This window comes from Nitrospira sp., assembly GCA_016788885.1.
Classification (GTDB): domain Bacteria; phylum Nitrospirota; class Nitrospiria; order Nitrospirales; family Nitrospiraceae; genus Nitrospira_A.
The window spans coordinates 84,043-109,711 of sequence record JAEURX010000008.1 but is presented as its reverse complement, the minus strand read 5'-3'; the positions used below and the strand labels follow the sequence as shown (position 1 = coordinate 109,711).

Annotated in this window: 23 protein-coding genes and 1 tRNA gene; 22 read left to right on the top strand and 2 right to left on the bottom strand. The window is 59.5% G+C overall.

What is annotated here, in order from left to right:
- Positions 1-19: 19 nt before the first annotated feature.
- Positions 20-301 carry a Fe(2+)-trafficking protein gene (locus JNL86_01970; protein ID MBL8041670.1) on the bottom strand — a complete coding sequence of 94 codons (282 nt, stop codon included), beginning with the start codon at positions 299-301 and terminating at the stop codon, positions 20-22.
- A 180-nt stretch (positions 302-481) separates the two neighbouring features.
- On the opposite strand from JNL86_01970, the gene JNL86_01965 reads away from it, so the two are divergent.
- The 3 genes from JNL86_01965 to JNL86_01955 all read left to right on the top strand — a co-directional run bounded on the left by JNL86_01965 (position 482) and on the right by JNL86_01955 (position 2,048).
- Positions 482-568: transfer RNA gene (locus JNL86_01965), tRNA-Leu, on the top strand.
- Positions 569-855: 287 nt separating this feature from the next.
- Positions 856-1,638 (top strand): hypothetical protein, encoded by a 783-nt coding sequence (locus tag JNL86_01960; protein MBL8041669.1) that lies wholly within the window; start codon positions 856-858, stop codon positions 1,636-1,638.
- Positions 1,639-1,787: 149 nt separating this feature from the next.
- Positions 1,788-2,048, top strand: a complete 261-nt coding sequence (locus JNL86_01955; protein ID MBL8041668.1) for a sulfurtransferase TusA family protein — start codon at positions 1,788-1,790, stop codon at positions 2,046-2,048.
- 3 nt (positions 2,049-2,051) lie between these two features.
- Here JNL86_01955 and JNL86_01950 read toward each other — a convergent pair whose 3' ends face one another.
- The gene (locus JNL86_01950; protein MBL8041667.1) at positions 2,052-2,777 is read right to left on the bottom strand and encodes a hypothetical protein; all 726 of its coding nucleotides are present in this window, start codon (positions 2,775-2,777) and stop codon (positions 2,052-2,054) included.
- An 88-nt stretch (positions 2,778-2,865) separates the two neighbouring features.
- On the opposite strand from JNL86_01950, the gene ccsA reads away from it, so the two are divergent.
- From ccsA to gcvH, 19 genes are all read left to right on the top strand, one after another.
- Positions 2,866-3,672: a cytochrome c biogenesis protein CcsA gene (gene ccsA, locus JNL86_01945; protein ID MBL8041666.1), complete on the top strand. Its 807-nt coding sequence runs from the start codon at positions 2,866-2,868 to the stop codon at positions 3,670-3,672.
- On the top strand, positions 3,672-5,078 hold the full coding sequence (locus JNL86_01940; GenBank protein ID MBL8041665.1) for a glutamyl-tRNA reductase: 1,407 nt from the start codon (positions 3,672-3,674) through the stop codon (positions 5,076-5,078). The genes ccsA and JNL86_01940 overlap by 1 nt, the downstream gene beginning before the upstream one ends.
- A gap of 88 nt (positions 5,079-5,166) precedes the next feature.
- Positions 5,167-6,099, top strand: coding sequence for a hydroxymethylbilane synthase (hemC, locus tag JNL86_01935; GenBank protein MBL8041664.1), 933 nt, complete (start codon positions 5,167-5,169; stop codon positions 6,097-6,099).
- On the top strand, positions 6,099-7,685 hold the full coding sequence (gene cobA, locus JNL86_01930; GenBank protein ID MBL8041663.1) for a uroporphyrinogen-III C-methyltransferase: 1,587 nt from the start codon (positions 6,099-6,101) through the stop codon (positions 7,683-7,685). The genes hemC and cobA overlap by 1 nt, the downstream gene beginning before the upstream one ends.
- Positions 7,686-7,716: 31 nt before the next feature.
- Positions 7,717-8,109 (top strand): CBS domain-containing protein, encoded by a 393-nt coding sequence (locus tag JNL86_01925; protein ID MBL8041662.1) that lies wholly within the window; start codon positions 7,717-7,719, stop codon positions 8,107-8,109.
- A gap of 7 nt (positions 8,110-8,116) precedes the next feature.
- The gene (hemB, locus tag JNL86_01920) at positions 8,117-9,100 is read left to right on the top strand and encodes a porphobilinogen synthase (protein MBL8041661.1); all 984 of its coding nucleotides are present in this window, start codon (positions 8,117-8,119) and stop codon (positions 9,098-9,100) included.
- Entirely contained in the window at positions 9,097-10,059 is a 963-nt protein-coding gene (locus JNL86_01915; GenBank protein MBL8041660.1) for a bifunctional riboflavin kinase/FAD synthetase, read from the top strand. The genes hemB and JNL86_01915 overlap by 4 nt, the downstream gene beginning before the upstream one ends.
- A gap of 3 nt (positions 10,060-10,062) precedes the next feature.
- The gene (gene tilS / locus JNL86_01910) at positions 10,063-11,556 is read left to right on the top strand and encodes a tRNA lysidine(34) synthetase TilS (protein ID MBL8041659.1); all 1,494 of its coding nucleotides are present in this window, start codon (positions 10,063-10,065) and stop codon (positions 11,554-11,556) included.
- 2 nt (positions 11,557-11,558) lie between these two features.
- Entirely contained in the window at positions 11,559-12,110 is a 552-nt protein-coding gene (gene hpt, locus JNL86_01905; GenBank protein ID MBL8041658.1) for a hypoxanthine phosphoribosyltransferase, read from the top strand.
- Between the two features lie 88 nt (positions 12,111-12,198).
- A complete protein-coding gene (ftsH, locus tag JNL86_01900) occupies positions 12,199-14,013 on the top strand; it encodes an ATP-dependent zinc metalloprotease FtsH (protein ID MBL8041657.1) in 1,815 nt (604 codons plus the stop codon).
- A 279-nt stretch (positions 14,014-14,292) separates the two neighbouring features.
- Positions 14,293-15,102 (top strand): dihydropteroate synthase, encoded by an 810-nt coding sequence (folP, locus tag JNL86_01895; protein MBL8041656.1) that lies wholly within the window; start codon positions 14,293-14,295, stop codon positions 15,100-15,102.
- Complete coding sequence (locus JNL86_01890) at positions 15,095-16,444, top strand: phosphoglucosamine mutase (protein ID MBL8041655.1); 1,350 nt, start codon at positions 15,095-15,097, stop codon at positions 16,442-16,444. The genes folP and JNL86_01890 overlap by 8 nt, the downstream gene beginning before the upstream one ends.
- Positions 16,445-16,470: 26 nt before the next feature.
- A complete protein-coding gene (locus JNL86_01885) occupies positions 16,471-19,002 on the top strand; it encodes a DNA internalization-related competence protein ComEC/Rec2 (GenBank protein MBL8041654.1) in 2,532 nt (843 codons plus the stop codon).
- A 293-nt stretch (positions 19,003-19,295) separates the two neighbouring features.
- On the top strand, positions 19,296-20,498 hold the full coding sequence (locus tag JNL86_01880) for a glycosyltransferase (GenBank protein ID MBL8041653.1): 1,203 nt from the start codon (positions 19,296-19,298) through the stop codon (positions 20,496-20,498).
- Positions 20,499-20,662: 164 nt separating this feature from the next.
- Positions 20,663-21,730 (top strand): DegT/DnrJ/EryC1/StrS family aminotransferase, encoded by a 1,068-nt coding sequence (locus JNL86_01875; protein MBL8041652.1) that lies wholly within the window; start codon positions 20,663-20,665, stop codon positions 21,728-21,730.
- 165 nt (positions 21,731-21,895) lie between these two features.
- Positions 21,896-22,960, top strand: a complete 1,065-nt coding sequence (gene mtnA, locus JNL86_01870) for an S-methyl-5-thioribose-1-phosphate isomerase (protein ID MBL8041651.1) — start codon at positions 21,896-21,898, stop codon at positions 22,958-22,960.
- Between the two features lie 161 nt (positions 22,961-23,121).
- Positions 23,122-23,541, top strand: a complete 420-nt coding sequence (gene ndk / locus JNL86_01865; protein ID MBL8041650.1) for a nucleoside-diphosphate kinase — start codon at positions 23,122-23,124, stop codon at positions 23,539-23,541.
- A gap of 49 nt (positions 23,542-23,590) precedes the next feature.
- A complete protein-coding gene (locus JNL86_01860; GenBank protein ID MBL8041649.1) occupies positions 23,591-25,099 on the top strand; it encodes a tetratricopeptide repeat protein in 1,509 nt (502 codons plus the stop codon).
- A 96-nt stretch (positions 25,100-25,195) separates the two neighbouring features.
- The gene (gcvH, locus tag JNL86_01855) at positions 25,196-25,582 is read left to right on the top strand and encodes a glycine cleavage system protein GcvH (protein ID MBL8041648.1); all 387 of its coding nucleotides are present in this window, start codon (positions 25,196-25,198) and stop codon (positions 25,580-25,582) included.
- The last annotated feature ends 87 nt before the right edge of the window (positions 25,583-25,669 follow it).

Sequence of the window (25,669 nt, the reverse complement as noted above, 5' to 3'; positions counted from 1 at the left end):
CACGGGCGAGTCTCGGAATTTATGTGCCGGCCGGCCGATAGTTCTGATCGAGCTGTGACGTGTCGGTTTGTTCGCCCAGCTTCAGAAAGGCTTTCATTTGTTTTTTGACCAGTTCGCGGCCACTTTCGTCACCCAAATTGACTTGATACTCGTTGATCACCATGACCCGCATCCCTTCCCACTTCTTCCAGCAGGGCTTACAGACCTTGGCCTTGATCTCCGCTTCGAGTTTTCCCAAGAACAACATATCCGTGATTGCTTCGCCCGCCTGGCCGCAGGTGACACACTGCACATCTGCCATGGTTGCCTCCGTAAGTCTGTCGAGTCGTCGCGTTCTATTGAGATTGCATTCTAGCACCGGAGCCACCCGGAAAAAAGGGCGGGCCGCGCCGTTGACGACTTTTCCTCGTTCATGTTACAACTGCTGCCCCTCGCTCGCACATCAGTTAGGGATCTGGAGCGGTGTGTTGATGGGATCTGTGCCCGGATGGCGGAACTGGCAGACGCGCCGGACTCAAAATCCGGTTCTCGCAAGAGAGTGGGAGTTCGACCCTCCCTCTGGGCACCATCAACCTCGCCTCACAACATCACAGGAAGTGGAGCTGTCCTTTTGATGTCATTGACCCACCACCACGCGAAGAGCCACTCTCCAGGACGCGTTCGCTCACGAATGAATGGGGCTTTGGAATCTGCTACAACACTATATAGTGGATGTCGTGACCGAAAACATCTTGACATGATGTGGGGCTTAGCCTATAGTTCGCCCGAATTTGCTTTGGAATACGTATGACTCGTTTAGTTTATCGCCGTCCATCATCAATCTCTTATCAATTCCAATCACTAAGGAGGCAGCACATGCGTAACGTGTTGGCACTTGGAGCTGCGGTGCTTTTCATCAGCTCCGTTGGTGTTGCAGGCGCTCAAGAGCGTTTGCCACAGTCCTCGTCGGGATCAGGATTCGGTGTCGGTAACTCAGTCGGAGACGTGTCGGGCAACTCCGGCCGCACGGCAGCGTTTGACCGAACCGCGTTCATGGAGCGTCTCTCTCAGCCGGAAACGGTTTTCGGTCGCGTGCTGGCCATCGATATCCCGGGTGGAAAGCTTCACCTGGAGACGGGCGGCAGTTCTCATGATGAAGGCCGCGCCGGAACTGGTGCGATGTCTTCGCTCACTCTATACCTGGACGAGAAGACCAATCTTGACCAGATCCGCGCGTTGAATGCTGGTGATGACATTTCGGTACAGGTCATGGAGCCAGTCAATCAACGGGCCGAACAGGGTGTATACGGGACTGGTCGTAAGCTTGTGCGTGAAGTCTACCTGTTCCGTGGTAACGAGAAATTGGCGGGATTCGGTGGTCTTGGTCAGCGTCCGGCCCCCTCGACCGAGCGGGGAATCGAGACGAATTCGGCGACGAACACCGGTGGCCCGGTCGGTGGTGTATTCCCGGGGACGGTCACAGGTGGCGTGGTCACCACAACAGTGGGTGAGTTCACTGGAACCGCGCCTTGCTGGAACTGCGAACCACAGCCGGGATGGGGTTATCAGACCGTGACTCCGGAAACCAAGGTCCAGAACAAGTCGGACTATGGAACGGATAGCGCCAAGCCCAATCTGCAGAAGGGCTGGACCAACTAGACTCTACGGCCATCTCGATGGCCGGTTGTTGAGCGGGGTGCTTCGTAAGGAGCACCCCGCTTTGCTTTTTGACGCAGGTTCTGTGTGCGTCGTTGCAACAGCAAGAATGGCTTGCTACTATCAGTCATCAATGAAGTGTGGGTGGTGACATGTCCCAGACATCTTCAAACGTCCATCGTCCGGATGAAGAGTTGGATCTTCGCGGCGTTATCTGTCCGTATAATTTTGTAAAGACCAAGCTCAAACTGGAGAGCATGTCTCCCGGGCAACTCCTCCTGGTTCATCTCGACGACGGCGACCCTATTCGGAATGTCCCGCGAAGTGTGGCCGATGACGGTCATGATGTGCTCTCGCAGGAGCGAGCCGATCAATCCTTTCGTGTCGTGATACGAAAACGTCTCGACGAATAATTCTTACGTCGCTTTTCTGCCTGCGTGCTTTCCGGCCCTCGCGCCTTCTACGATCAGTACCGCAAGCGACTCCTCATTAAGCAGCGCCTCCCTTGCGAGGAGGGATCGAACGCGTCCTCGGAGGACATTCTGTCCACTCTGCGTAAGGTCGAGTCCCACGACCACCCGTCGGTTACCGAGGGTACGAAGGATCACGCGAAGCGTCTGTCGGAGCGATCGCGCAGGCGGCAGGAGGATGAGGGTTCGCGGTTCGAACTGTATCGACTGAAGACGACGCGTGAGACCGCGAGGGCTTCCGGTGCAGCGACCTTCGAACACGAACGCATTCGTGTCCATGCCGCATAGAGTGGCTGCTGCGGTCACGATGGACGGTCCGGGAATGACTTCCACCGGGAAATGTACCTTTGTTGCGGCGGCAATCAGTAATCGTCCGGGGTCGTACAGGGCTGGCATTCCGCAGTCGGAGATGAGCGCGATATGTCGACCCTGTCTCAACCGATCGATCAAAATCGGGGTCTTCTCCGCCGCATTGTTCCGATCGTAGGTTGTGAGGGAAGCATGAATGCCATGGTGAGATAGGAGTACCTGCGTCGACCGGGGATTCTTGGTTGCGACGAGGTCGACGCGACGGAGAATTGTCAGTGCGCGGACTGTGAGATCATCCGGATGTCCGATAGGCAGGCCGACGAGGAAGAGAGTGCCCGATGGCTGGCCGGAATGCGCGCTCATTCCTTGACTCTGTTCTTCCGGCATCGATATAATTTCCAGTTCCAAAAAAGAGTGACTTTGCGCTGAAATGTTGCGAGGATAGGGAGAAATGTCATCTGTGTTTTTTATGCTCACGATGGGCCTCTATTTCGTGAGCACCGTCTGCTACCTGGCCTACCTATTGAGACGGGCCGAGACTCTGTCAAAGGTCTCGCTCGGGATCACGGCTGCCGGGTTCGCCACCCATACCGTGGCATTGGTGGCCAGGATGATGGACACCAGCCAGGCTCAGTTACCGACCTTTCACGAAGCCCTGTCGTTTTTCTCCTGGATGCTGATTTTGGTGTTTCTCGCTGTGGAGTTCCGTCGGCAACTCCACGTGCTCGGGTCCTTTATCGTACCGCTGGCACTGGTGTCGCTGGTCACTGCTGCGGCGTTCCGGTCGGACGAAGCCTCCACCCTTCAACCCGTGTTCAAGACCTTATGGGTCCATGTGACCTTGAGCATGTTGGGGACGGTCGGGTTTGCCGTGGCATTCGTCGCGGGGGTGATGTACCTCATTCAAGACGGTCTTCTCAAGTCCAAGCGGTTCAACGTCCTCTACGCGAAACTTCCTGCGCTCGACTATCTTGATCATTTGAACCAGCAGTCCATCGTCATGGGGTTTCCGCTGTTGACGCTGGGGATCATCAGCGGGGCCTTCTCCGCAGAAATCGTTCGGGGTACTTACGTCAACTGGAATCCTGAGCAGACCTGGGCCATGGTCACCTGGGGCTTCTACTTCGCGGTCCTGGTCGGTCGACTGACCATTGGCTGGCGAGCCAAGCGAGCGGCGTACCTGACGATCATCGGTTTCGCGGGTGTGATTCTGACCCTGATCGGCGTGGTCTTGAAAAGTCACGGATCGGTGTCCTGATGCATGTCATTGTTGTCGGCTTGAGCCACAAAACCGCTCCGGTTGAAATTCGCGAAAAACTCGCTGTTCCCGAAAGTCGTCTGCGGGAAGCGCTCAGCCGGCTGTGTACGTACCCCGGTGTTCGTGAGGGGCTGCTGCTGTCCACCTGTAATCGGGTCGAAGTGTATGCCGTCGTCGAAGACTTGGAAAGCGGCTATGGCCGAGTGCAGGAATTTTTGGCAGATACGCACCTGTCTCTTTCGTCGGAACACCTGACTCCGCATCTGTATTGGCACGCCGGTGATCGCGCCATCGGGCATCTCTTTCGTGTCGCCTCAAGCCTCGACTCGATGATCGTCGGCGAGTCCCAGATTCTCGGCCAAATCAAGGATGCGTTCGAGGTCGCCTTGACGCACAAGGCGTCAGGCCTGTTGCTGAATAAAATCGTCAAGAAAGCCATTTCGGTCGCAAAACGTGTGCGGACCGAAACGAAAATCTCAGAGACGGCGGTGTCGGTGAGTTACGCTGCCGTCGAACTGGCGAAGAAGATTTTCTCCAACCTGACCGAAAAGACCGTGTTGCTGATCGGCGCGGGTGAAATGGCCAAACTGGCGGCCCGCCACCTGATTGCCAACGGTGTACGTCAGGTGAGAATCACGACGCGCAACTTTCAACATGGCTTGGAGTTGGCGCAAAAATTCAACGGGACCGCCGTGCCCTTTGAGGATTACAGGACCGAATTAGCAGAAGCCGATATCGTGCTGGTGTCCACCGGCGCCTCGCACTTTTTGGTTACCGCCGATGATGTGCAGCGCGCGATGAAGCAGCGGCTGAGCCGCCCTATGTTTTTGATCGATATCTCCGTGCCGCGCAATATTGACCCTGCTGTTCGACCGATCGACGATGCGTTCCTGTTCGATATCGATGACTTGCACATGCGGGTCGAGCAAAATCGTGAAGATCGGTTGCGGGAAGCGGCGAAAGCCGAGCAAATGGTGGTCGAAGAGGTCGGCGTGCTCGGGCAGTGGCTCCAGTCGCTTGAAGTCACACCGACCATCGTGGCCTTGCGCAGCCGGACTGAAGACATCAAGCGGCGTGAGGTGGACAAGGTTCTGGCGCGCATGCCGCACTTGAGTTCCGATGACCGTGCCGCCGTGGAGGCACTGGCCTCTGCCATTGTCAATAAAATGGTGCATGGGACGATGGTGACCCTGAAAAATGAAGCCACGTCTTCCAGCGGCGCGGCCTATGTCGATGCCGCTCGCCGGTTCTTCAGTTTGGAAGAGACTCAGCCCGTATATCCCTCCGGGCAGGCAGAGGCGCAGGAACTCCCTGAGGGAAATGGTCCCGTTCACGAGACCGGTGGATTTTCCGAATCGTCATTGGTTCAGCATACAACGAAGGAGCCTGGCCGGCGCGGTCGCTAAGCGGACCACCGGTCACACATCGTATGAAGCACGTGTGTGGAGAAGGTCATCGGTTATCGGTGGCGAACCAGCCCGGACGTGGTCGCCGATGAGTCGTTCAACGCTTATTCTCGGGACCCGCGGCAGCAAGTTGGCCGTGCATCAGAGTCAGTGGGTGCAGGCGCGTCTACAGGAACTGGCGCCGGGGATTGCCATTACACTGAAGCGCATCCAAACCTCAGGGGACAAAATCCTCGATGTGCCGCTGGCAAAAATCGGCGGCAAGGGGTTGTTTGTCAAAGAAATCGAAGATGCCCTCCTGAGCGGGGAGATCGATCTCGCCGTTCACAGCATGAAGGATGTGCCGACGGCACTGCCGGACGGTCTCGAAATTCTCTGTGTGCCTCCCCGTGAAGACCCGCGGGATGCCTTGATCACCAGAGATGGAATCCGGTTGGACCAGCTGAAGCCTGGTGCCCGCATCGGGACCAGCAGCCTTCGGCGGCAAGCCCAGTTGCTCCACCATCGCCCTGATTTTGTCATTGAGATGTTGCGTGGGAATTTGGATACGCGCCTGCGGAAATTACGTGAGGGGCAATTTGACGCTATTGTGTTGGCTGCGGCAGGCCTGCGTCGACTGGAATGGGATGCGGAGATCACGGAGTATCTTCCGGTTGCTCTCAGTTTACCTGCCATTGCTCAAGGAGCGCTGGGCATCGAAGCGCGCAGCAACGACACGGTCGTGCGCGAGTTGTTGACTCGTTTCGAGCATCATCCCACTCGCACGACCGTGACAGCCGAACGAGCATTGCTCCACCGCCTCGAAGGGGGATGCCAGGTTCCTATCGCGGCGCATGCCGTGCTCGAGGGCGAGACCCTGACGCTGGATGGCCTGGTGGCCACGGTCGATGGACGACGTGTTATTCGGCATCGCATCCAAGGCCCGGCAAGCAATGCACACCACTTGGGAACCACGTTGGCCGAACGATTACTAGCGGATGGCGCCGATGTCATCCTCAAGGAAATTTACGGACGGGCATAATGGCGGCGACGACACGTGCAGGAAGAGTCTTTCTGGTCGGGGCCGGCCCGGGCGACCCGAAGTTGCTCACGCTGCGTGGGAAGGAGTGCCTCGAACAGGCCGATGTGGTCTTGTACGACTATCTTGCCAACGAAGCATTGTTGCAGCATACGGCCCCTCAAGCGGAACGCCTCTACGTTGGGCGTCGCGGCCGTGGCCAGTATCGCGATCAATTGGAAATCAATCGTCTCCTGATCGATCATGCGCGCTTGGGCAAATGCGTCGTCCGACTGAAGGGGGGCGATCCATTCGTCTTTGGGCGTGGGGGAGAAGAAGCGGAGGCGGTTGCAGCCGCGGGGCTGGAGTTTGAAGTGGTGCCCGGGGTGACGGCGGCGGTCGCTGCGCCGGCTTATGCGGGTATTCCTGTCACGCACCGCACCATGGCGTCGACCGTGACCTTCGTGACCGGTCACGAAGATCCCACGAAGGATCGGAGTCATATCGAGTGGACGCGATTGGCGACGGTGCATGGCACCTTGGTCTTTCTGATGGGCATGACCAATTTGCCGAACATCGTGCAGTGCCTTCGGGCCGAAGGCAAGGAGGGCGCGACGCCCGTGGCCGTCATTCGTTGGGGAACTCGAGTGTCCCAACGAACGGTGGTGGGAACGCTGGACGATATTGTGGAGAAAGCCGCGGCGGCTCAGATGGAGCCCCCGACCGTGATCGTCATCGGCGAGGTAGTGCGTTTACGGTCGCAGTTGAATTGGTTCGAGCGGCGCCCGTTGTTCGGTACACGCGTACTCGTGACGAGGCCGAAACCGCAGGCCGCGGAGTTTTCCGATTTGATTCACGCGCAGGGTGGGGAAGCCGTAGAATGCCCGACTATCGAGGTGACGCCTCCCGAAGACTGGTCCTCGCTGGATGCCGCGCTTGCGCGCCTGTCGACCTATGAATGGTTGATTTTTACCAGCGTGAACGGCGTCGCACCCTTCATGACGCGATTATTCGAGACCAAGCGCGACGTGCGGGCCTTGGCCGGTATGACCATTTGCTGTATCGGCCCGCGCACCGCGGACGCGTTGGCGGCTTTTGGCCTGCGGGCGGATGTGATTCCGGAGCAGTTCCAAGCGGAGGGGATCCTCGATGCTCTGGCCGGCCGGCCGATTCGCGGAGCTCACGTCTTGATCCCGCGCGCACTGGTCGCCCGGGAACTCCTGCCGGAGCAGTTGCGCGCTCAGGGAGCCACGGTTGATGTGGTGCCGGTCTACCGGACCATTCGTCCGGCGGTCGCGACGGATCGGCTTGTGGCGCAACTCCGGGCCGGTGAGATCAATGTGATTTCCTTCACCAGTTCGTCGACGGTGCGGAACTTCGTGGAGTTGTTCGCCACGAGGGAGGAATTGCTACGACTGGTCGGATCGACGACGGTGGCCTGTATCGGTCCGGTCACTGCGGCGACGGCGCGGGAAGCCGGCCTGACGGTGCACATCATGGCCGCGCAGAACACGATTCCTGCGCTGGCGGAGGCCATCGTCCAGCATGTTGAAAGTCGGAATGCTCGTCGTGCGAGGTCGGCGCCGAGCGGACCCAGCGGCAGTAGGTAAGCCTATTCACTAGTAAGAGGGGAGGACAGGCATGGTTCCAGTCAAGTCATTCATGGTTCCCAAGGACAAGTTCACCACCGTGGAGCGCGACACGGATGTGCGTACCGCGGGGCGAGTCATGCGCGATCGCAACATCGGTAGTCTGTTTGTGACCAACGGGAAGGAGGTCATCGGCATCATCACCGACACGGACATGGTCCGGCGGGTGGTGGCTACCGGGGCGGACATGACCAAGACGACGGTTGAGCAGATCATGTCGGCGCCGCTCGTCACGATTGAGGAACATAAGACCCTGCTGGATGCGAATGATCTCATGGCCCAGACGCATCTCCGCCATCTGGGCGTGACGAAGGACGGGCAACTCGTCGGCATGATCTCCGTGCGGGATCTGGTCGTGTTCCTGACCAACTTGCCGAGGAAGTGAGCGAACCATGGCCTTTCCGATGCAGCGCATGCGTCGAACACGGGAAACGGAGCCGCTTCGGCGAATGGTTCGGGAGACGTCCCTCACGCCGAACGACTTCATCTACCCCGTGTTCGTCACCGAGGGGCAGGGGCGCAACGAACCGATTGCGTCGATGCCGGGACAATCGCGTCTGTCCATTGATCTGCTGATCAAGGAAGCGCACGAGGTCAAGGCCCTGGGCATTCCCGCGGTGATCCTGTTCGGTATTCCGGATCAAAAGGATGAGCGGGGTAGCTCAGGCTTCGATCCGGATGGCATCGTCCAACGTGCGATTCGGGCCCTCAAGGAACAGGTGCCTGATCTCGTGGTGATTACGGATGTCTGCATCGATGAATATACCAGTCACGGGCATTGCGGCATCGTGAAGCAGGGCCGGATCCTCAATGATGAAACGCTGGACTGTCTCAGGGCCATGGCGAGAACCCATGCGCAGGCCGGGGCAGACATGGTCGCTCCCTCGGACATGATGGATGGGCGGGTGGCGGCCATCCGTGACGAACTGGATCGGGCCGGATTTGTGGATGTGCCCATTATGGCCTATGCCGCGAAGTTCGCGTCCTGCTTTTACGCCCCGTTTCGCGACGCGGCCAATTCCAGCCCGCAGTTCGGCGACCGTCAGTCTTATCAGATGGATCCGGCCAACAAGCGCGAGGCATTGCGGGAAATCGATCTGGATGTCGAGGAGGGTGCCGACATCATCATGGTCAAGCCGGCTATGCCGTATCTGGATATCATCAGTGCCGCGCGCGAGCGGACGTTGTTGCCGATTGCCGCCTATCAAGTGAGCGGCGAATACAGCATGATCAAGGCGGCCGCGCAAGCGGGATGGTTGGATGAACGTCGTGCGATGATGGAGTCGTTGCTGTCGATCAAACGGGCCGGTGCCGACATTATTCTGACCTATTTTGCAAAGGACGCCGCCGGGCTGCTCCGGTCACGGCACGCATGAAAGTTACCCGGGGAGTCACCCCATCCACATCCAGGCCCTATTCGGTGGTGACCATCGGCAATTTTGATGGTCATCATCGCGGTCACCGCGCGCTTCTGGATCAGGTGGTGACAACGGCGCGCCGGGAGGCCGGCACGGCGATGGTGCTGACCTTTGATCCCCATCCGGTGAAGATCCTCGCCCCGCACGTCAACCTCATGTTCCTGACCTCGCCGGAAGAAAAGCTGGCCCGTTTTGAGGCAGCCGGGATCGACGAGGTCGTCTTCCTGGAATTTACCCCTGCGTTTGCTGCGCTGGATCCGCTGCAGTTTGCGACACACGTGTTGCGGGATGGGATTGGGACGCGGGAGCTCTTCGTCGGGGAACATTTTGCGTTTGGAAAAGGCCGAGCCGGACGTATCGCGGATCTGCTTGAGTTCGGCGCGCAATTCGGATTCCGCGTCCATCCCATGCCGCCGGTCACCATCGACGAAACGATCGTCAGTTCCACACGGATCCGCCAGATGATTCAAGCCGGCGAGCTGCAGAAAGCCGTTCGGTTTCTCGGAAGGCCGTATGGAATCGAGGGAACGGTGATTGCCGGGGCCCGGCGCGGGACGGATCTCGGATGGCCCACCGCCAACCTTCGGCTTCCTGAGGGGCGTGTCATTCCGCCGGACGGTGTGTATGCCGCTCGGGTGCTCTGGAAGGGGCGGTGCCTGGATTCGGTGGTCTACATCGGAACCAGGCCGACGTTCGGGGCCGGAGAACGTTTGCTCGAGGTGTCGATTCTGGACGAACGGCTGGAGCTTTACGGAGAAACAATTCGTGTAGAGCTGCTGGGGTTTGTTCGCGGAGACCGCGTGTTTGCTTCCGCAGACGCGTTGACCAGACAGATCGAATCGGATGTGGATGTGGCCCGTGCGCAGTTGCGCGAGGCGGCATTGGACCCGGTCTCACCCCTCCATTCCCAGTCATGAGCGATGGCAGGTTCTTCCTCAGCATCGCATCACCCGCTTCATAACCAAGTCATCCGCGCCATCCGTGCGCGTGCCTTACTCCACCCAGGGCAGTCTGTTTTGGTGGCCGTCTCCGGCGGGCCGGATTCCGTGGCGTTGCTCTCGATTCTGCACGGTCTGGCCACGGCCTGGAAGCTGTCCCTCAGCGTGGTGCACTGCAACTATGGGCTTCGCGGGGTTGAGTCGGACGAGGATGCGTCGTTTGTCGCAGCGCTGTGCCACCGGCTTCATGTACCTTGCTGTGTGAGATCGCTCCACATTGGTGCGCGCGAGGCTGGAGTGTCGAGCTCACTGCAGGCGCGTGCCCGTGACCTGCGCTATCGCCTGTTTCGCGACCTGGCGGCAGAGCGACAGCTCGATCGGGTGGCGCTTGGGCACACGGCGGACGACCAGGCGGAAACGATTCTGTTGCGCATGTTGCGCGGGGCCGGTTTACGGGGTCTTGCCGGGATGCCGCATATTCGTGAACGGCTCTTTGTCCGACCTCTTCTGGGTGTGACGCGGGCGGAGATTCTGGCCTACCTTGCGGCGGTGGGATTGTCTTATCGGACGGATTCCAGCAATGCGTCCTCGCGGTATTTGCGCAATCGTGTGCGGCACGAAGTGTTACCCATCCTGGAATCACTGGCCCCGGCTGCCACTCGGTTGCTCGCACGTCAGGCCGATGTGTTGCGAGCCGATGATCGATTCCTGGAGGTGTTGGCCGCACGTGCGCTGCGCCGTGTCACGCAGCGACGCGATGCGACTATGGTTATCCTCGATCGGGCCGCGTTTCTTCAGCACCCGACAGCCTTGCAACGTCGAATGCTCAGGTTGGCAATTCACGCCCTCGCGCCGGCGTTTTCCGGGCCGCGCAGCGATCTGCTTCTCTCGATGCTCGCGTCGCTCACGACCAGGCAGGCAGGTCAGACATGGCGCGTCGGACCTCTGGTGGTGGTCTCTGAGCAAGAGGCGGTGGCGCTCACGCGTAAGGGGGCGCCGCTGCGTCCGTCAGGCTCCAGGGATGGTTCACCCGCTGTAGCTTCGGTGTCGGATTCCGAGGTGGTGAGGCTTTACACACTGCCGTCGACCACCTCATGGCCACGGACAGGGGAGGTCATTCACGTGCGTCGCGTCACGAAGGCACGAGGTCTGGCGTTGTTCACACAACCGTCTCCCGATGCCGCGCTGTTTGATGCGGACCGACTCGCGTTACCCCTGACAATCCGGTCGTGGCGGCCAGGGGATTGGTTTATGCCCACCGGCATGGCCGGTCGACGAAAGAAATTGCAAGATTACTTCACAGATGCAAAACTGGGTCGGTCTATGCGAGAACACATCCCGTTGTTGCTATCGGACGAGAAAATCGCCTGGATTGTCGGGAGACGTATCGATGCTCGATTTGCCGCCACCGCTTCGACGAACCGATTCATTGTAGCTAGTGTGACACATCCTGTGCGTCGGAAAGGAGTTTGTTAGAAATGGAACGCATTTTTGGTCGCCCCATTGTGACGCAGGAGCAGATGCGGACCCGAATTCGGGAACTGGGTCGGCAAATTGCGTCCGACTATGCGGGAAAGGAGTTGGTCCTCGTCGGGGTTCTCAAAGGCGCCTATGCGTTTTATGCCGACCTGGCACGAGCCATCCGGATACCGATGCGCGTGGAGTTCATCGTCGTCACGAGTTACGGGGCAGGGAAGAAGACCTCGGGCAAGGTCAAACTGGTATCGGATCTGACCGAACCGATCGTCGGGAAAGACGTCTTGCTGGTGGAGGATATCGTAGACTCCGGCCTGACCGTGCAGTATCTGATGAAGACATTGTCTCGACGCAAGCCCCGCTCCTTGAAGGTGTGCACCCTGCTCAGCAAGCCGGAGCGGCGATTGGTCGACGTAGATCTGGAGTATGTGGGGTTCAAAATACCCAATAAGTTCGTAGTCGGATACGGGCTGGATTACCGCCAGGAGTATCGAAACCTTCCGTACCTTGCCGCACTCGATCAAGGCGAGGAAGGGGAGCAGGAGTCTGCATGAAAGGTTGTTCCCCTCGCGGAACCTATGGTAACATTCTGCACGGTTAGCTGATTTTTTGGTCTGCCTAAAATCCTCAAAGGAGAGGTGGATGAATTCACGGGTAAAGAATTTATTGTTCTGGGTCGTGGTCGGCCTGTTCATGATTCTGTTGTTCAACTTGTTCAGTGTGCCGACCCATGCGCCGGAAGACGAAGTCATATTTAGCGACTTTATGGCCAAGCTGGATAAGGGCGAGGTCATGAAGGTGACGATCAAGGCCAACCATATCAGCGCGATTTTAAAGGACCAAAGCCGGATTCGGACCTATACGGCCGAGTATCCGGAGTTGGTGAAACATTTGCGCGAGAAGGATGTCCAGATCGAAGCACGCCCACCTGACGAAAGTCCGTGGTACATCACGTTCCTGGTCACCTGGGGACCGTTCATTCTGTTCCTTGGATTGTGGTTTTTCCTCATGCGTCAGATGCAGATTGGCGGTAACAAGGCCCTGTCGTTCGGCAAGAGCCGCGCTCGCATGCTGACAGAGGAACGCAAGAAGGTGACGTTCTCTGACGTGGCCGGGATTGAAGAAGCCAAGGAGGAAGTCCTTGAGATCATTGAGTTTTTGAAAGATCCGAGAAAGTTCCAGAAGCTGGGCGGGCGCATTCCCAAAGGCGTTCTGATCGTTGGCCCTCCGGGCACGGGCAAAACCCTTCTGGCGAAGGCAATTGCCGGTGAAGCAGGTGTCCCGTTCTTCAGCATCAGCGGTTCAGACTTCGTGGAAATGTTCGTCGGGGTCGGCGCCTCGCGCGTGCGAGACCTGTTCGAGCAGGGTAAGAAGCATGCGCCCTGTATCATTTTCATCGACGAAATCGATGCAGTTGGCCGTTTGCGCGGGGCGGGGCTCGGCGGTGGTCACGATGAGCGGGAGCAGACCCTCAATCAGTTGCTTGTGGAAATGGATGGGTTTGATACGACCGAAGGGGTCATTCTGATCGCGGCGACCAACCGTCCTGATGTGCTCGACCCGGCGTTGCTACGCCCGGGCCGTTTTGACCGCCAAGTGGTCGTCAATCGGCCAGATTTGCGTGGTCGCTCAGAAATTCTGAAAGTCCATACCAAGAAGGTTCCGCTCGCCTCTGACGTGGAACTTGAGAAGATTGCGCGTGGCACGCCAGGTTTTTCGGGTGCTGACCTTGAGAACCTGGTAAACGAAGCGGCGTTGTGGGCAGCGCGTCTGAATAAGAAAGAAGTCGAATTCATTGACTTCGAGATGGCGAAAGACAAAGTCCTGATGGGTGCAGAACGGAAGAGCATGGTGCTCACCGATGACGAAAAGCGCACCACGGCCTATCACGAGGCGGGTCATGCACTCATGGCCAAGCTCTTGCCTGGGACGGATCCCGTTCACAAGGTCACCATTATCCCGCGGGGGCGAGCGCTCGGCGTGACTATGCAGTTGCCGACGGACGATCGTCACAACTATTCGAAAGACTTTCTTTACAACAATCTCGCCATCCTCATGGGCGGGCGAGTAGCTGAAGAGTTGGTCTTGCATGACGTGACGACCGGAGCGGGGAATGACCTGGAACGAGCCACAGATCTTGCTCGCAAGATGGTGTGCGAGTGGGGTATGAGTGAGAAGCTGGGGCCCCTGACCTTCGGGCGTAAGGAAGAGGAAATTTTCCTGGGCCGGGAGATCGGCTCGAAGCGTGACTTCAGCGAGCAGGTGGCAATCGAAATCGACCATGAAGTGAAGCGTTTGGTCACAGAGAACTACGAGCGTGCGAAACGGATCTTGACGGATAACATGACCAGCCTGAAGGCCCTCGCAGAGGCCTTGCTGGAAAAGGAAGTGTTGGACGCGTTGGAGATTGATCAAATCCTGATCCAAGGGTCTTCATCGCAGACGGTTCCTGCCTAAATCTGTAGACTACCGGCGTTGCCGGAACTCCTGACCGGGAGTTCCGGCAACGCATTTCTCTTCTGTGAGCACCACGCCAAAGGTTGGGATCGCGCGGCTGTTCTTGTCGCCAGTTGCCTCCGTGTTCCTTCCGTAGCCGGCTCACATGGTTCCAAGACCTCCGGTTGCGCGCTATTACCCGAGGGACTTCTGGTGACCTCGACGAACACGACCTCACGTATACCGCTTGTGCTCACGGCCGCTTCCCGAACCCTCACCTTCGAGTCCGGGCCGCTCATCATGGGGGTGCTCAATGTGACCCCTGACTCTTTCTCTGATGGGGGCGCCTACCTCACGATCGACAAGGCTGTCACCCATGCGAAGCAGATGCAAGATGAGGGCGCCGATCTGATCGATATCGGTGCGGAGTCTTCGCGGCCCGGCGCAGAGGCCATCGACGAGCGTGAGGAACTGAGTCGACTGATGCCCGTGCTCGAAGCGGTGCGTCAGGCCGTGTCGCTTCCCATCTCTGTCGATACTACCAAGGCCGCCGTGGCCCGTCGGGCTATTGAGGCCGGAGCGTCGATCGTCAACGACATCACCGCCCTGCGCGGCGATCCCGTCATGGCCGGCCTGGTGGCTGAAACAGGGGCCGCAGTCGTCCTGATGCACATGCAGGGCACTCCGCGCACCATGCAGCGAGCGCCACACTATGGGAACGCGGTACAGGAGGTCTCCACCTTTCTGCGTGAACGGATCCGGGCGGCATTGGATGCCGGTATCCAGGCAAGTCAGATCATTCTTGACCCCGGCTTCGGTTTTGGTAAGCTCCAAGAGCATAACCTCCAATTGCTCGCGGGGTTCGACGCGTTGACGAAACTCGGGCATCCGGTGTTGGTCGGCGTCTCCCGGAAGCAGTTTATCGGCAACCTGGTGGATCGACCGGTGCACGAGCGGGGGTATGGAACCGCCGGCGCCATTGCCGTGGCGGTTTTGAAAGGCGCCCACATCCTGCGTGTTCATGACGTTCGAGCCATGAAAGAGACGGCTGCAGTCGTGTCAGCCATTTCCCGTTACGTGCGTTCTTCTGTAGAGGTACCTCATGCGTAAATTGTTCGGTACAGATGGTGTTCGTGGAGTTGCGAATCTCGAACCGATGACCAGCGAAATTGCGATGCAACTGGGACGCGCGGCTGCCCATCTTTTCATGCGGCGGGCGGGCCGACACCAGGTTGTCATCGGCAAAGACACGCGTCTCTCCGGCTATATGTTGGAATCGGCGTTGACCTCGGGCATTTGTTCGATGGGCGTCGACGTGCTGCTCGTCGGTCCTATGCCGACGCCGGCGATCGCGTTTCTCACGAGGAGTCTACGGGCGGACGCGGGTGTGGTCATTTCGGCCTCGCACAATCCCTATCAGGACAACGGGATCAAATTCTTTTCCAATGAAGGCTTCAAACTGCCTGATGAGGTTGAGGCGCGCATCGAACAACTGATCGTCTCCGACGAGATCAAGCATCTACGGCCGACGGCGGACGCGATTGGAAAAGCCTATCGCATCGGGGATGCCGAGGGGCGGTATATCGAATTCGTCAAACGTTCTGTTCCACGGGATCTCGATTTTCAAGGGATCAAGCTGGTGGTGGATTGCGCCAACGGTGCGGCGTACAAAGTTGCCCCGACGGTGCTGCGGGAACTCGGGGCAGAGATCGAGGTCATTGCCAACACCCCCGACGGCATGAACATCAATGACACGTGCGGCGCCGTGCATCCGGAACGACTGCAGGACGCGGTGCGGCGCCATGGCGCGCATCTCGGTATTGCCTTGGATGGTGACGCGGATCGGGCGATCTTTGTCTGCGAGCAGGGCGAGATCGTGGATGGGGACCATGTCATGGCGGCGCTGGGGTTGGATCTGCATGCCCAGGGGCGTCTGGCGTCCCAAACCGTCGTGGGCACTGTCATGAGCAACTTCGGGCTGGAACTCGCCATGAAGAAAGCCGGGATTCAACTGATGCGAACTCCGGTGGGGGATCGCTATCTGATGGAGCGCATGTTGGCCGACGGCTATAACTTCGGCGGAGAGCAATCGGGGCATTTCATTTTCCTCGACCATAACACGACCGGTGACGGGTTGATCTCGGCGCTCCAGATCCTGTCCCTGATGAAGCGAACCGGCAAGCCGCTTTCGGAGTTGGCGAAGGCCATGACGGCGGTGCCGCAGATTTTGCTCAACGTGAAAGTGAAGCATAAGCCCGACTTGAATCAGATCCCGGACATCCAGCAGGCCATCAAGACGGCTGAAGCCACCCTGAATGGGAGCGGCCGAGTGCTGGTGCGGTACTCCGGGACCGAAGCCCTCTTGCGGATCATGGTCGAGGGCGAACGGGATTCCACGATTCGCGAGGTCGCCGATCATCTCGCGAATATTGTGCGTGCCCGCATCGGCTAGCAACGGCTTCATGCCGCAGGTGCCGGATGCTGCCTACCCTGACGATTACCTTCATCCTTGGGTTGGCGCTCGGTTCCTATGTCAGTTCCTTTCCCATCAGCAGTGCCATCCTCCTGACGATCTGCACGGTCGGCGCGCTGCTCGTGGAGCGGCAGAAGCGCTTCTCTCCGCGACAGACCAGCCTCTGGCTCGCGTGTTTGTGTGGCGGCTGCGTGTACTGGATTCTGTACGCCTGGCTCGCACCGCACAGCCCGGTACCGGAGAGGCCTGGCGGCTTGCCGACCCGCGTCATTGGAACAATCGTGGACTCCGTTCGTCATGCACCGGGGCGGCAGACCGCGCTGGTGCGCGTGACATCCAGCGACGATCCAGATCTCGTCACACCGTTTCATCTTCGTCTGACCTGGCGCGACCCAGACCGCGATCTCCATCGAGGTGTTCAGATTCGCGTACGCACCCGCCTGCATGCGCCCACGGGGACGATTAATCCGAGAGGGTTTGACTATGCGGCCTATCTGGACCAGCAGGGAGTCGACGCGGTCGGGTCGATTTCGGGGGCCGGTGCGGTGGAGGTGCTGGATGCCGGGGCCCCTCCACTGATACCGCCAGTCTCGCGCCTGATCGAACACTGGCGCGCGCTGGTGAGGAGCGCTGCCGACTCGCTCTCCCAACCGACTCGTGGGCTGTTCCTGAGTTTGACCATTGGGGAGCAGGGGTTTCTGGCGCCGGACGCTCGGGAGTGGTTCATGACGACCGGCACCGTGCATATCCTGTCGATATCCGGTTCGCATCTCGGTCTCATTGCGTTGATCTCCTTCGCGTTGATTCGAAAGCTGTGTCTACTGCTCCCGCCACACATCCTGCTGAGCCTCTCGCGATGGCTCACACCAACCAGAGCGGCCGCGTTGCTGACCCTCCTCCCGGTGGGAGCGTACACGCTCCTGGCAGGGGCAGAAACGGCGACCATTCGTTCGTCGCTCATGATCATGATCGGCTTGTGGACGGTCTGGCTCGGGGCGCCGCACTTCCTGCTCCACGCGCTGGCGGCAGCAGCCGGTCTCACATTGTTGGTGCATCCCGCAGCCCTCTATGACATCTCCTTTCAGCTCTCGTATGTGTCGGTGTGGGTCTTGGCACTGGCGTTGCGGCGGGGGGCGGAGACGGCCGAACTGCCCCGGCTTCAACCGTCAAAAGCCGGTTGGATGCTCCATTGGCTGCGTGAGTCCGTTCGACTGACCGCGTGGGTGACCCTGGCAACCTTGCCGTTGGTGGCCTGCTATTTCAATCAGGTGTCCTGGATGGGGCTTTTCGTCAACGTCGCCATGGTGCCGTTTATCGGGCTGGTGTTTCTCCCGATCAGTCTCCTGGCGGCGTTGTGGGTGATTGTGACGCATGCCGATGCGATTCCTGGCGCTGCATTCATCGAGTGGCTTGGACGCGGACTGATCGACGGGACACATTGGTTGGCTGATCTCCCGGGGGCGGAATGGTTTGTGGCTGCGCCGACCGTTCCCATGATGGTGCTGTTTTATCTGCTGGGCTGGGTCTGGCTGTCAGGTCGATTGGTGTCTGCCACTCCGCTGGTGAGGGGGGCGTTGGTGGGGTGTCTCGCCGGTATCGTGATGTGGTGGCTGTGGTCTCCGCGCCCGTTCACTCGAGACGGGCACATTCGCGTGACGTTTCTCGATGTGGGGCAAGGGGACAGTGCGGTCATTGAATTGCCGCAAGGCGCGGTGGTGTTGATCGACGGCGGGGCGACCTATGAGCGGGTTGATATGGGCAGAAGTGTCGTGGCGCCGTTTCTCTGGAATCGGGGAATCCGACACATCGATCACATCGTCGGGACGCACCCGCAGTTGGATCATGTCGGCGGGTTGGCCTGGATTTTGGGCCATTTCCAGGTCGAGCACTTTTGGACCAACGGAGTCACACGACCCGAGGAGTTCTGGCAAAAGATTGAGCGAGCGCTCTTGCAGCGGCATGTATCGGCCACGGTGGCACAGGAGGGGCGACTCATGGCGGAGGAGAGCAGTTGTCGCCTGGTGGCGCTGAACCCTGCGCCCGTACAGACGGAGAGTGCCGGTGGAAAACGCGAGTCACTGAACAATTTGTCGGTGGTCACTCAACTGACCTGCGGAGAGCAGCAGATGCTGTTCACCGGAGACGCCGAGCGTGACGCGTTGGCCCGCCTGACTCAGGTTGGTTCGTTCGGGCACATCACCTTGTTAAAGGTACCGCACCATGGGGCCAAGAGTTCGCTGGAGCGTGGTTGGCTTGAGACGACTCGGCCGGACGTGGCGGTGATGTCTGTCGCCCGGCACAATCCCTACGGTCATCCCGCCGGAGAGGTCTTGGCGGCATACGAGGCGGTGCAGGCTCAGGTATGGCGAACGGATCGGGATGGGGCGGTCTGGGTTGATGTGGATCCGACGCAGCGACACCTGGTGGTGCACAGTGCCAGGGAATGGACGCTTCAGCCAGTGCCCTTCTCCGTTCCCATGTGGGCGTTGGAGCGGGAGAACTGGCATCGACTCTGGCGGCGGTGGAATTGGCTCTAGCCGGAGACTCTCTCCCTGGCACGAAGGTATCGGCCGCGTTGTGGGCAGCTTTCGTCATCGCCCCTGTCAATTTTGGCGACATGATCTGTCGGGCATCGCTGTAAGTCACCAATTTCTCATGAGTGAGTTGTCCCGTTGTTAAGGCATGGGGCATGCAGGCATTCCAGCACATTTGCGGGGAATTGAAGCATTCAGAGTCGCTATGGTCTTTGGGCGAGACTGGTCGGTCGGACAAGGCATGAGCGCCGAAACCGGTTCGCAGAGTGAGTGTGGGCGGTAAGGGGCGCACATCCATGAGCAAGCGATTGTTATTCCTGGCCTCTGGACCGCCTTCCGACCGTCACGGAGGAGGAGCCCTGCGGATGTTCCATCTGCTTCGGTTTCTGGGAAGCCGCTTTCCTGTGGATCTGTTGTTTCCCGCACAGGATGGTGCAGAAGATGTCTCTGCGCTGTTCAAAGATGTGTCCGTCGACGTCATACCCGTCCCGCTCCAAGGGTCCAGTGTGTTCGATCGGTTCTGTCGATTCGATCCCTATCCGAAGGATCGAGCGGTTGCTGCGGTAGTGCGGGATCGAGTGGCCACTGGCGCCTATGCGGCGATCCATGTCGACACGTTAGCCATGATGCCGTATGTTCCACCGGACACGGCGCTTCCGGTCGTGCTCGACCTTCGAGCCCACGACTCGACGAGTGAGGTCCGCAGGCTGCGAGACGGGCAGGAGGCCAAAGGACGATCGACGCACCTGATCCGTCGACTCAAGCGCAGCTTGTTCGACCGCTGGTGTTGGCCGATGACCCACTGCGTGGCTGTGGCCTCGGAGGAAGAGCGCGTTCGGTGTGAGCGAGCCCACCCGGGGCAGCGTGTGTTGGTGGTTCCCAACGGCGTGGATTGTCAGAGGATCCGTCCCAAGCCGGATCAGACCATGTCGACGCCGATCCTGCTCTTTATGGGGCATATGGGTGTCGAGCACAACATTGATGCTGCGGTATGTCTGGCGACGGAGGTGTTTCCGGCGATTCGTCGGGACTTTCCCAAAGCGGAGTTGCGAGTGGTGGGTCGCAATGCGGACGCGCGTGTGTCTCGTCTGGCCGGTCAGGGCATTGTGGTCACCGGAGCTGTGCCAGATCGACGTGTGCATCTGCGCGAGGCGACCATCTATGTTGCACCGTATCTCAGTGGTTCGGGTTCGCACGGGCATCTTCTCGAAGCGATGGCCGCGGGGTTGCCCATCATCACCACGTCGCAGGGCATCGAGGGGATGAAGGTGCAGGCGGGCCGCGATGTCTTGGTGGCCGATCAACCGGCCGATATCATCGACTCGATTCAGACCCTGCTTGCGAGTCAGTCGGATCGCGAACGGTTTGCGCAGGCGGCCCGCCACATGGCGGAAATCTGGTACGACTGGAATCGCTGTCTCTGGCCGTTGGAGTCGCTGTATCATCCGCTGCTCGGGCCGACACGCACTGTGTCGGAGGCGACGGCGGTCGCGTGTTGACGATCACCATCGTTCTGGTACAGGTGGAGAGAGCGGCGAGCAGCCGTAGCGTCGCGTTGTGGCGGAGACAGGGTGTTGTCTTATGAGAGGCCTTCCACGTAGAATTTCTCGCCAATGCGCGTCGTCGACACGATGACGGTTCGTGAGAGTTCACTTCTGATACCATGACGATGATTCCGCACTCCAAACCTTCCCTGGGCCAGGAGGAGGTTCGCGCCGTCACCGAGGTGCTGCGATCGGGCCACGTCACCCAAGGCCCGGTGGTGGCGCAGTTCGAACGAGGTATGGCCGCCTATATCGGTGTGCACGGCGGCGTGGCGGTGAGTTCTGGAACGGTGGCGTTGGAGCTGGCCTTGCGTGCCTTGGGTGTGGGGCACGGCGACAATGTGATTCTCCCCAGCTATGTCTGCTCGGCTCCCTGGTTGGCGGTACAACGTGTCGGCGCACAGGCACGAATTGTCGACATCAATCCGACGACCTACAATCTCGATCCGCACAAGGTTCGTAAAGCCCGCACCTCCAGGACCCGCGCTGTCATCGTCCCTCATTTGTTCGGATTGCCGGCGGACCTGACCACTTTGCAATCGCTGGGCATTCCCCTGATCGAAGACTGTGCGCAGACGCTTGGCGCGATGGAGCAGGGACGGGCGGTGGGCACCGTGGGGCTCCTCACGGTCTGCTCATTTTACGCCACTAAATTGCTGTGCACCGGGGAAGGGGGCATGGTGCTTTCGAACGACGAGGCACTCCTCGAGCGGGTCCGCGAGCTTCGGGAATACGATCAGGCCCCCTCGCTCAATGCCGCGGCGTTCAACTGCAAGATGACGGATCTCCAGGCTGCAGTCGGCGTCGCGCAACTGAATCAGTTGGGAGAGTTTCTTGAGAAGCGGTCGGCGCTGGCCGCCGTGTACCGGGAACATCTTCCGAAAGACTTGTTCACGCTTCCGACGGTGCCCGACGGGCGGACTCATGTCTATTATCGGTTCGTCGTGCGCCTTCAGAAGGGGCTTCAGTCGTCCGACGAATTTGCCGACTACCTGTCGCGTTTGGCTCATCGTGGAGTCCATTGCCGCAAACCCGTATTTCGTCCGCTGCATCGCTATTTAGAATTGCCGGATTTTCCCGCGAGCGACGAGGTTGATACCACCGCCATCTCCTTGCCCATCCATCCCTCTCTCAACGAAGACGCCGTGCGACAAGTGGCGCACATGCTTCAAGAGGAACTCCGCTAAGCCAAGGTAGCTGCCTGCTGTCGGACAGCCACGTTCGTGCTGAACCGGTATGGGGCTCCCTGCTCTTGACCCGTGCGGGAGTGATCGGCATAGTGGCGTGATTCTGGGGGACGTCGCAGGAAGATATGGTCGGCTGTCGCCCTGGTGATACTGGAGACAACGTTCATGGTACCTACAGTCGAGTGGAAAGACGGCGCAGTTCGTATCCTGGATCAAAGCCGACTCCCGGGGGCCGTCGAGTTTCTCGATTGCCGGGATTACCGCGCGGTTGCCCACGCGATTCGTGAGTTGAAAGTTCGTGGCGCGCCGGCCATCGGTGTCACGGCGGCGATGGGCGTCGCCCTCGGCGCGCACATGGTGACGGCGTCCGACTACGACACCTTTGCCAAACAAGTCGACGACATCTGTGACCACTTGGCCGCCTCGCGTCCCACGGCGGTCAATTTATTTTGGGCCATTGCACGGATGAAACAGAAGCTGGCAGCGCTGAAGACGCTTCCGATCGCGCAAATCAAAATCGAGCTCACTCGTGAATCACAGGCGATCCTGGACGAAGATATTGCGCTGTGCAAAGCCATGGGCAAGCAGGGTGCCGATGTGATTCAAAGCGGCCAGACGGTGTTGACCCACTGCAATGCCGGGGCGTTGGCGACCGCCGGGTATGGGACGGCGCTCGGCGTGATTCGCGCCGCGTGGGAACAGGGGAAACAGATCCAGGTGATCGCCGACGAAACCAGGCCGGTGCTCCAGGGGGCACGGTTGACGGCCTGGGAACTCATGCAGGACAGGATTCCCGTGACGCTGATCACAGACAATATGGCCGGCAGCCTGATGCGACAGGGGAAGATTCATCTCTGCGTGGTCGGGGCGGATCGCATTGCGGCGAACGGCGATGTCGCCAACAAGATCGGTACCTACTCGGTTGCGGTCCTGGCGCGGGCGCATGGGATTCCGTTCTATGTCGCCGCGCCGTACAGCACGATCGATCTGACCACCAAGTCCGGCGCCGATATTCCCATCGAAGAGCGGAACCCGCTCGAAGTGACGTCGATCCACGGCAGCCATCCTGTGGCGCCGACCGGTGTGGCCGTCTACAATCCGGCGTTCGACGTGACGCCCGCTGAGCTGATTACCGGCATCATCACCGAGCGGGGTGTCTTCAAGCCGGGGGAGCTGGCCGGTGTGTTTGGGACCGAGCGAGCTGTACGCCAGTCCAGCATCGCGTCCTGATGATCTGTCCTCTGGTGGGGAGAACTCGTCAGACTCCTCTCTTAGCCGGGAATCTCAGAGTCCTTTATCTTGCCAGCACTTCCGCCGCTTCTTTATAATGCCGCGAGAGTGCGTGAATCCCCATTGTTGCGATATTTTTTAGCGAAGGAGCCTGTCGATCCATGAGTGAACGAACCCTTGCCATCATCAAGCCGGACGCCGTGAAGAAAAATGCCATCGGCGACATTATTAATCGCTACGAGAAGGCGGGGTTGAAGCCGGTCGCGATGCGTCTCATGCACCTGTCCAAGACCACAGCACAAGGTTTCTACGCGGTGCACAAGGCGCGCCCGTTCTTCGACAGCCTCTGTACCTTCATGTCGTCAGGACCCTGTGTGGTGCTGGTGCTGCAAGGTGATAACGCGGTGAAGAAGAATCGCGAACTGATGGGCGCCACGGATCCGGCCAAGGCGGACAACGGGACCATCCGCGCGGCACATGGAGCAAACATTGAATTCAATGCAGTACACGGGTCGGATGCGCCGGAGACGGCCAAGTTCGAGATCGGGTATTTCTTCCCCGAAATGGAGTTGGTCGGGTAGGCGCACATTGAGCGCGGACTTCTTTGACCTGTTCGATGCTCGGCGGCCTATGACGGGCCGTCGAGCCGTGTTGCCTGGTTTCTGTGCGTCCCTCCTCGTGGCTGCTCTAAGCGGATGCACCGGCTCACCCACTGTGCCTGTCGCTTCATCCACTGAGAGTCCCGCAATCGAAGCGGAGACACGTCTCTGGTATCAGGCCACCACGGCATTTTCAGACGGGCGCTACTCCGCCGCGATCCACCTCTACGAGCGGTATCTGGCCACCTATCCCAAGTCACGTCGCGCGAATGAGGCGCAGTGGGAACTGGGGCAATCGTATGAACAGATGGGCGAAGTAACCCCGGCGTTGAAAGCGTATCGCGTCCTGGCCGGACCCGAGAGTGCGCCGGTGTCGACGCAAAGCGCCTATGCCGAACGGGCGCTGCATCGTATCGAGGCGTTACGGAACCAATCCACTGTGCCGGCCGGCGTCAAGTCCGGTCATACCGCGCTGTATGTGTCGTTCAGCAATTTGCCGCCGATGGCGCAAGTGGAATCCTGGGTTCGGCAACTGAGCGCCCAGGGTGTCAGCGCAATTCTCATGGATGCGAGTTTGGACTCGTCGTTTACCAGGCCGCCTGTCCCGACTGGGCCACCGACCAGCAGCCCCTTGCCGACTCTGCCGACGGGTGCGCTGTTCTCGACCTCTCAAGGTCCCGTGATGACCGACTGGTTCAGTGTGATGGTGCCGCAAGCGCATGAGCTGGGCATTTCCGTCTTTGCGGTGCTCGATCTGTTCCACGCACCGCTGTCCGATCACCGCCAGGAATCCCGGGTGTTGCTGTATGATCCGACCCGGCGCAAGGTCCATTCGTGGACGCAATTTGATCTTCTCGCCCCGCCGGTTCAACAGGAACTGGCGCAGTTGCTGGCCGATCTCCTGAGAAGCGGAGTTGATGGCATGGTGTTTCGCGCGCGGGCGGAGAACAGTTTTGCCTACGAGGTGAGTGACGGTGTGCTGCGGCAGTTTGAAACCCAGGTGCGTCAACCGTCATCGGAAGTTGCGCAGGCGCTGCGCGAACGGATGACGGTGCGCCAAGACGCGGGAGCGTTGGCTTCCGACAAGACGCTCTGGCGGTGGGTGGGGTGGAAGGCTCGTCAGGAGCTCGATGTGCTGGCCCGGCTCAAGAAATATTTGCAGAAGGCGGTTCCGCGCCTGCGCATGGTGCTGGAGATTCATCCTGAAGCCTTGTCGAATCCGACGTCAGCCTTAGTGAACTACGGAGAGGATGCCGCCGAGGCACGCCGCCGCGGGTTTGATCTATTGCTGGGAGGGCCGTCGCGTGAGGCCTCGGATGTGCGGGCTTTCGGAGGCTCGTTCAAAGGCTGGAGTCGCGATGTGATTCAATCCGAGAAGGGAGAACCGCAAACCCTTCCGCAAGGGTGGGTTCTCCTACGGACGCCGGCCGAGCATGGCGGGGGCATGTTTACGGGGCTCGCACAGCAAGCGGACGAATTACGGACGTCGGACATTCGTCATCTGGTCTTTGTGCCGGACGCGCCGCCGGCGATTCCTTGACAAAGAATTTCTCAGCTTTTACGATCGCGCCACCTGTGTCTGGAGCGCGTTTTATTCACGTAGGCCGCCGGGATGGCGGCCGCCAAGAGGAGTCCCATGATACCGTCCAATCTTCGTTATCACCAAGAGCACGAGTGGGTGCGCGCTGAAGGCCAGCAGGCGACGGTCGGCATCAGCCATTTTGCCCAGGATGCGCTGGGCGACATCGTGTTTATCGATCTTCCCAAGGTGGGCGCCAAGGTGACTGCCGGCCAACAGATTGGTGAGGTGGAGTCCACCAAGACCACGTCTACGATCTATACCCCGGTGAGCGGGACCATCGCGAAGATCAACGCCGATCTCAAGGATCATCCCGAAGCGGTGAACTCCGATCCCTATGGCAAGGGGTGGATGGCTGTGATCGATCTCGCGACGCCGGCTGAAGTGGATCAGCTCATGACCGCTGCACAGTATGAAGAATTTTTGAGCAAGCAGAAACATTGAGGCAGGACATCCTTGCACCATTGAATCGGCGGCGCATGATGGTGTGTCGCCTGTGATTCAATCGGCACTGGTGTACTGAGTCATTCT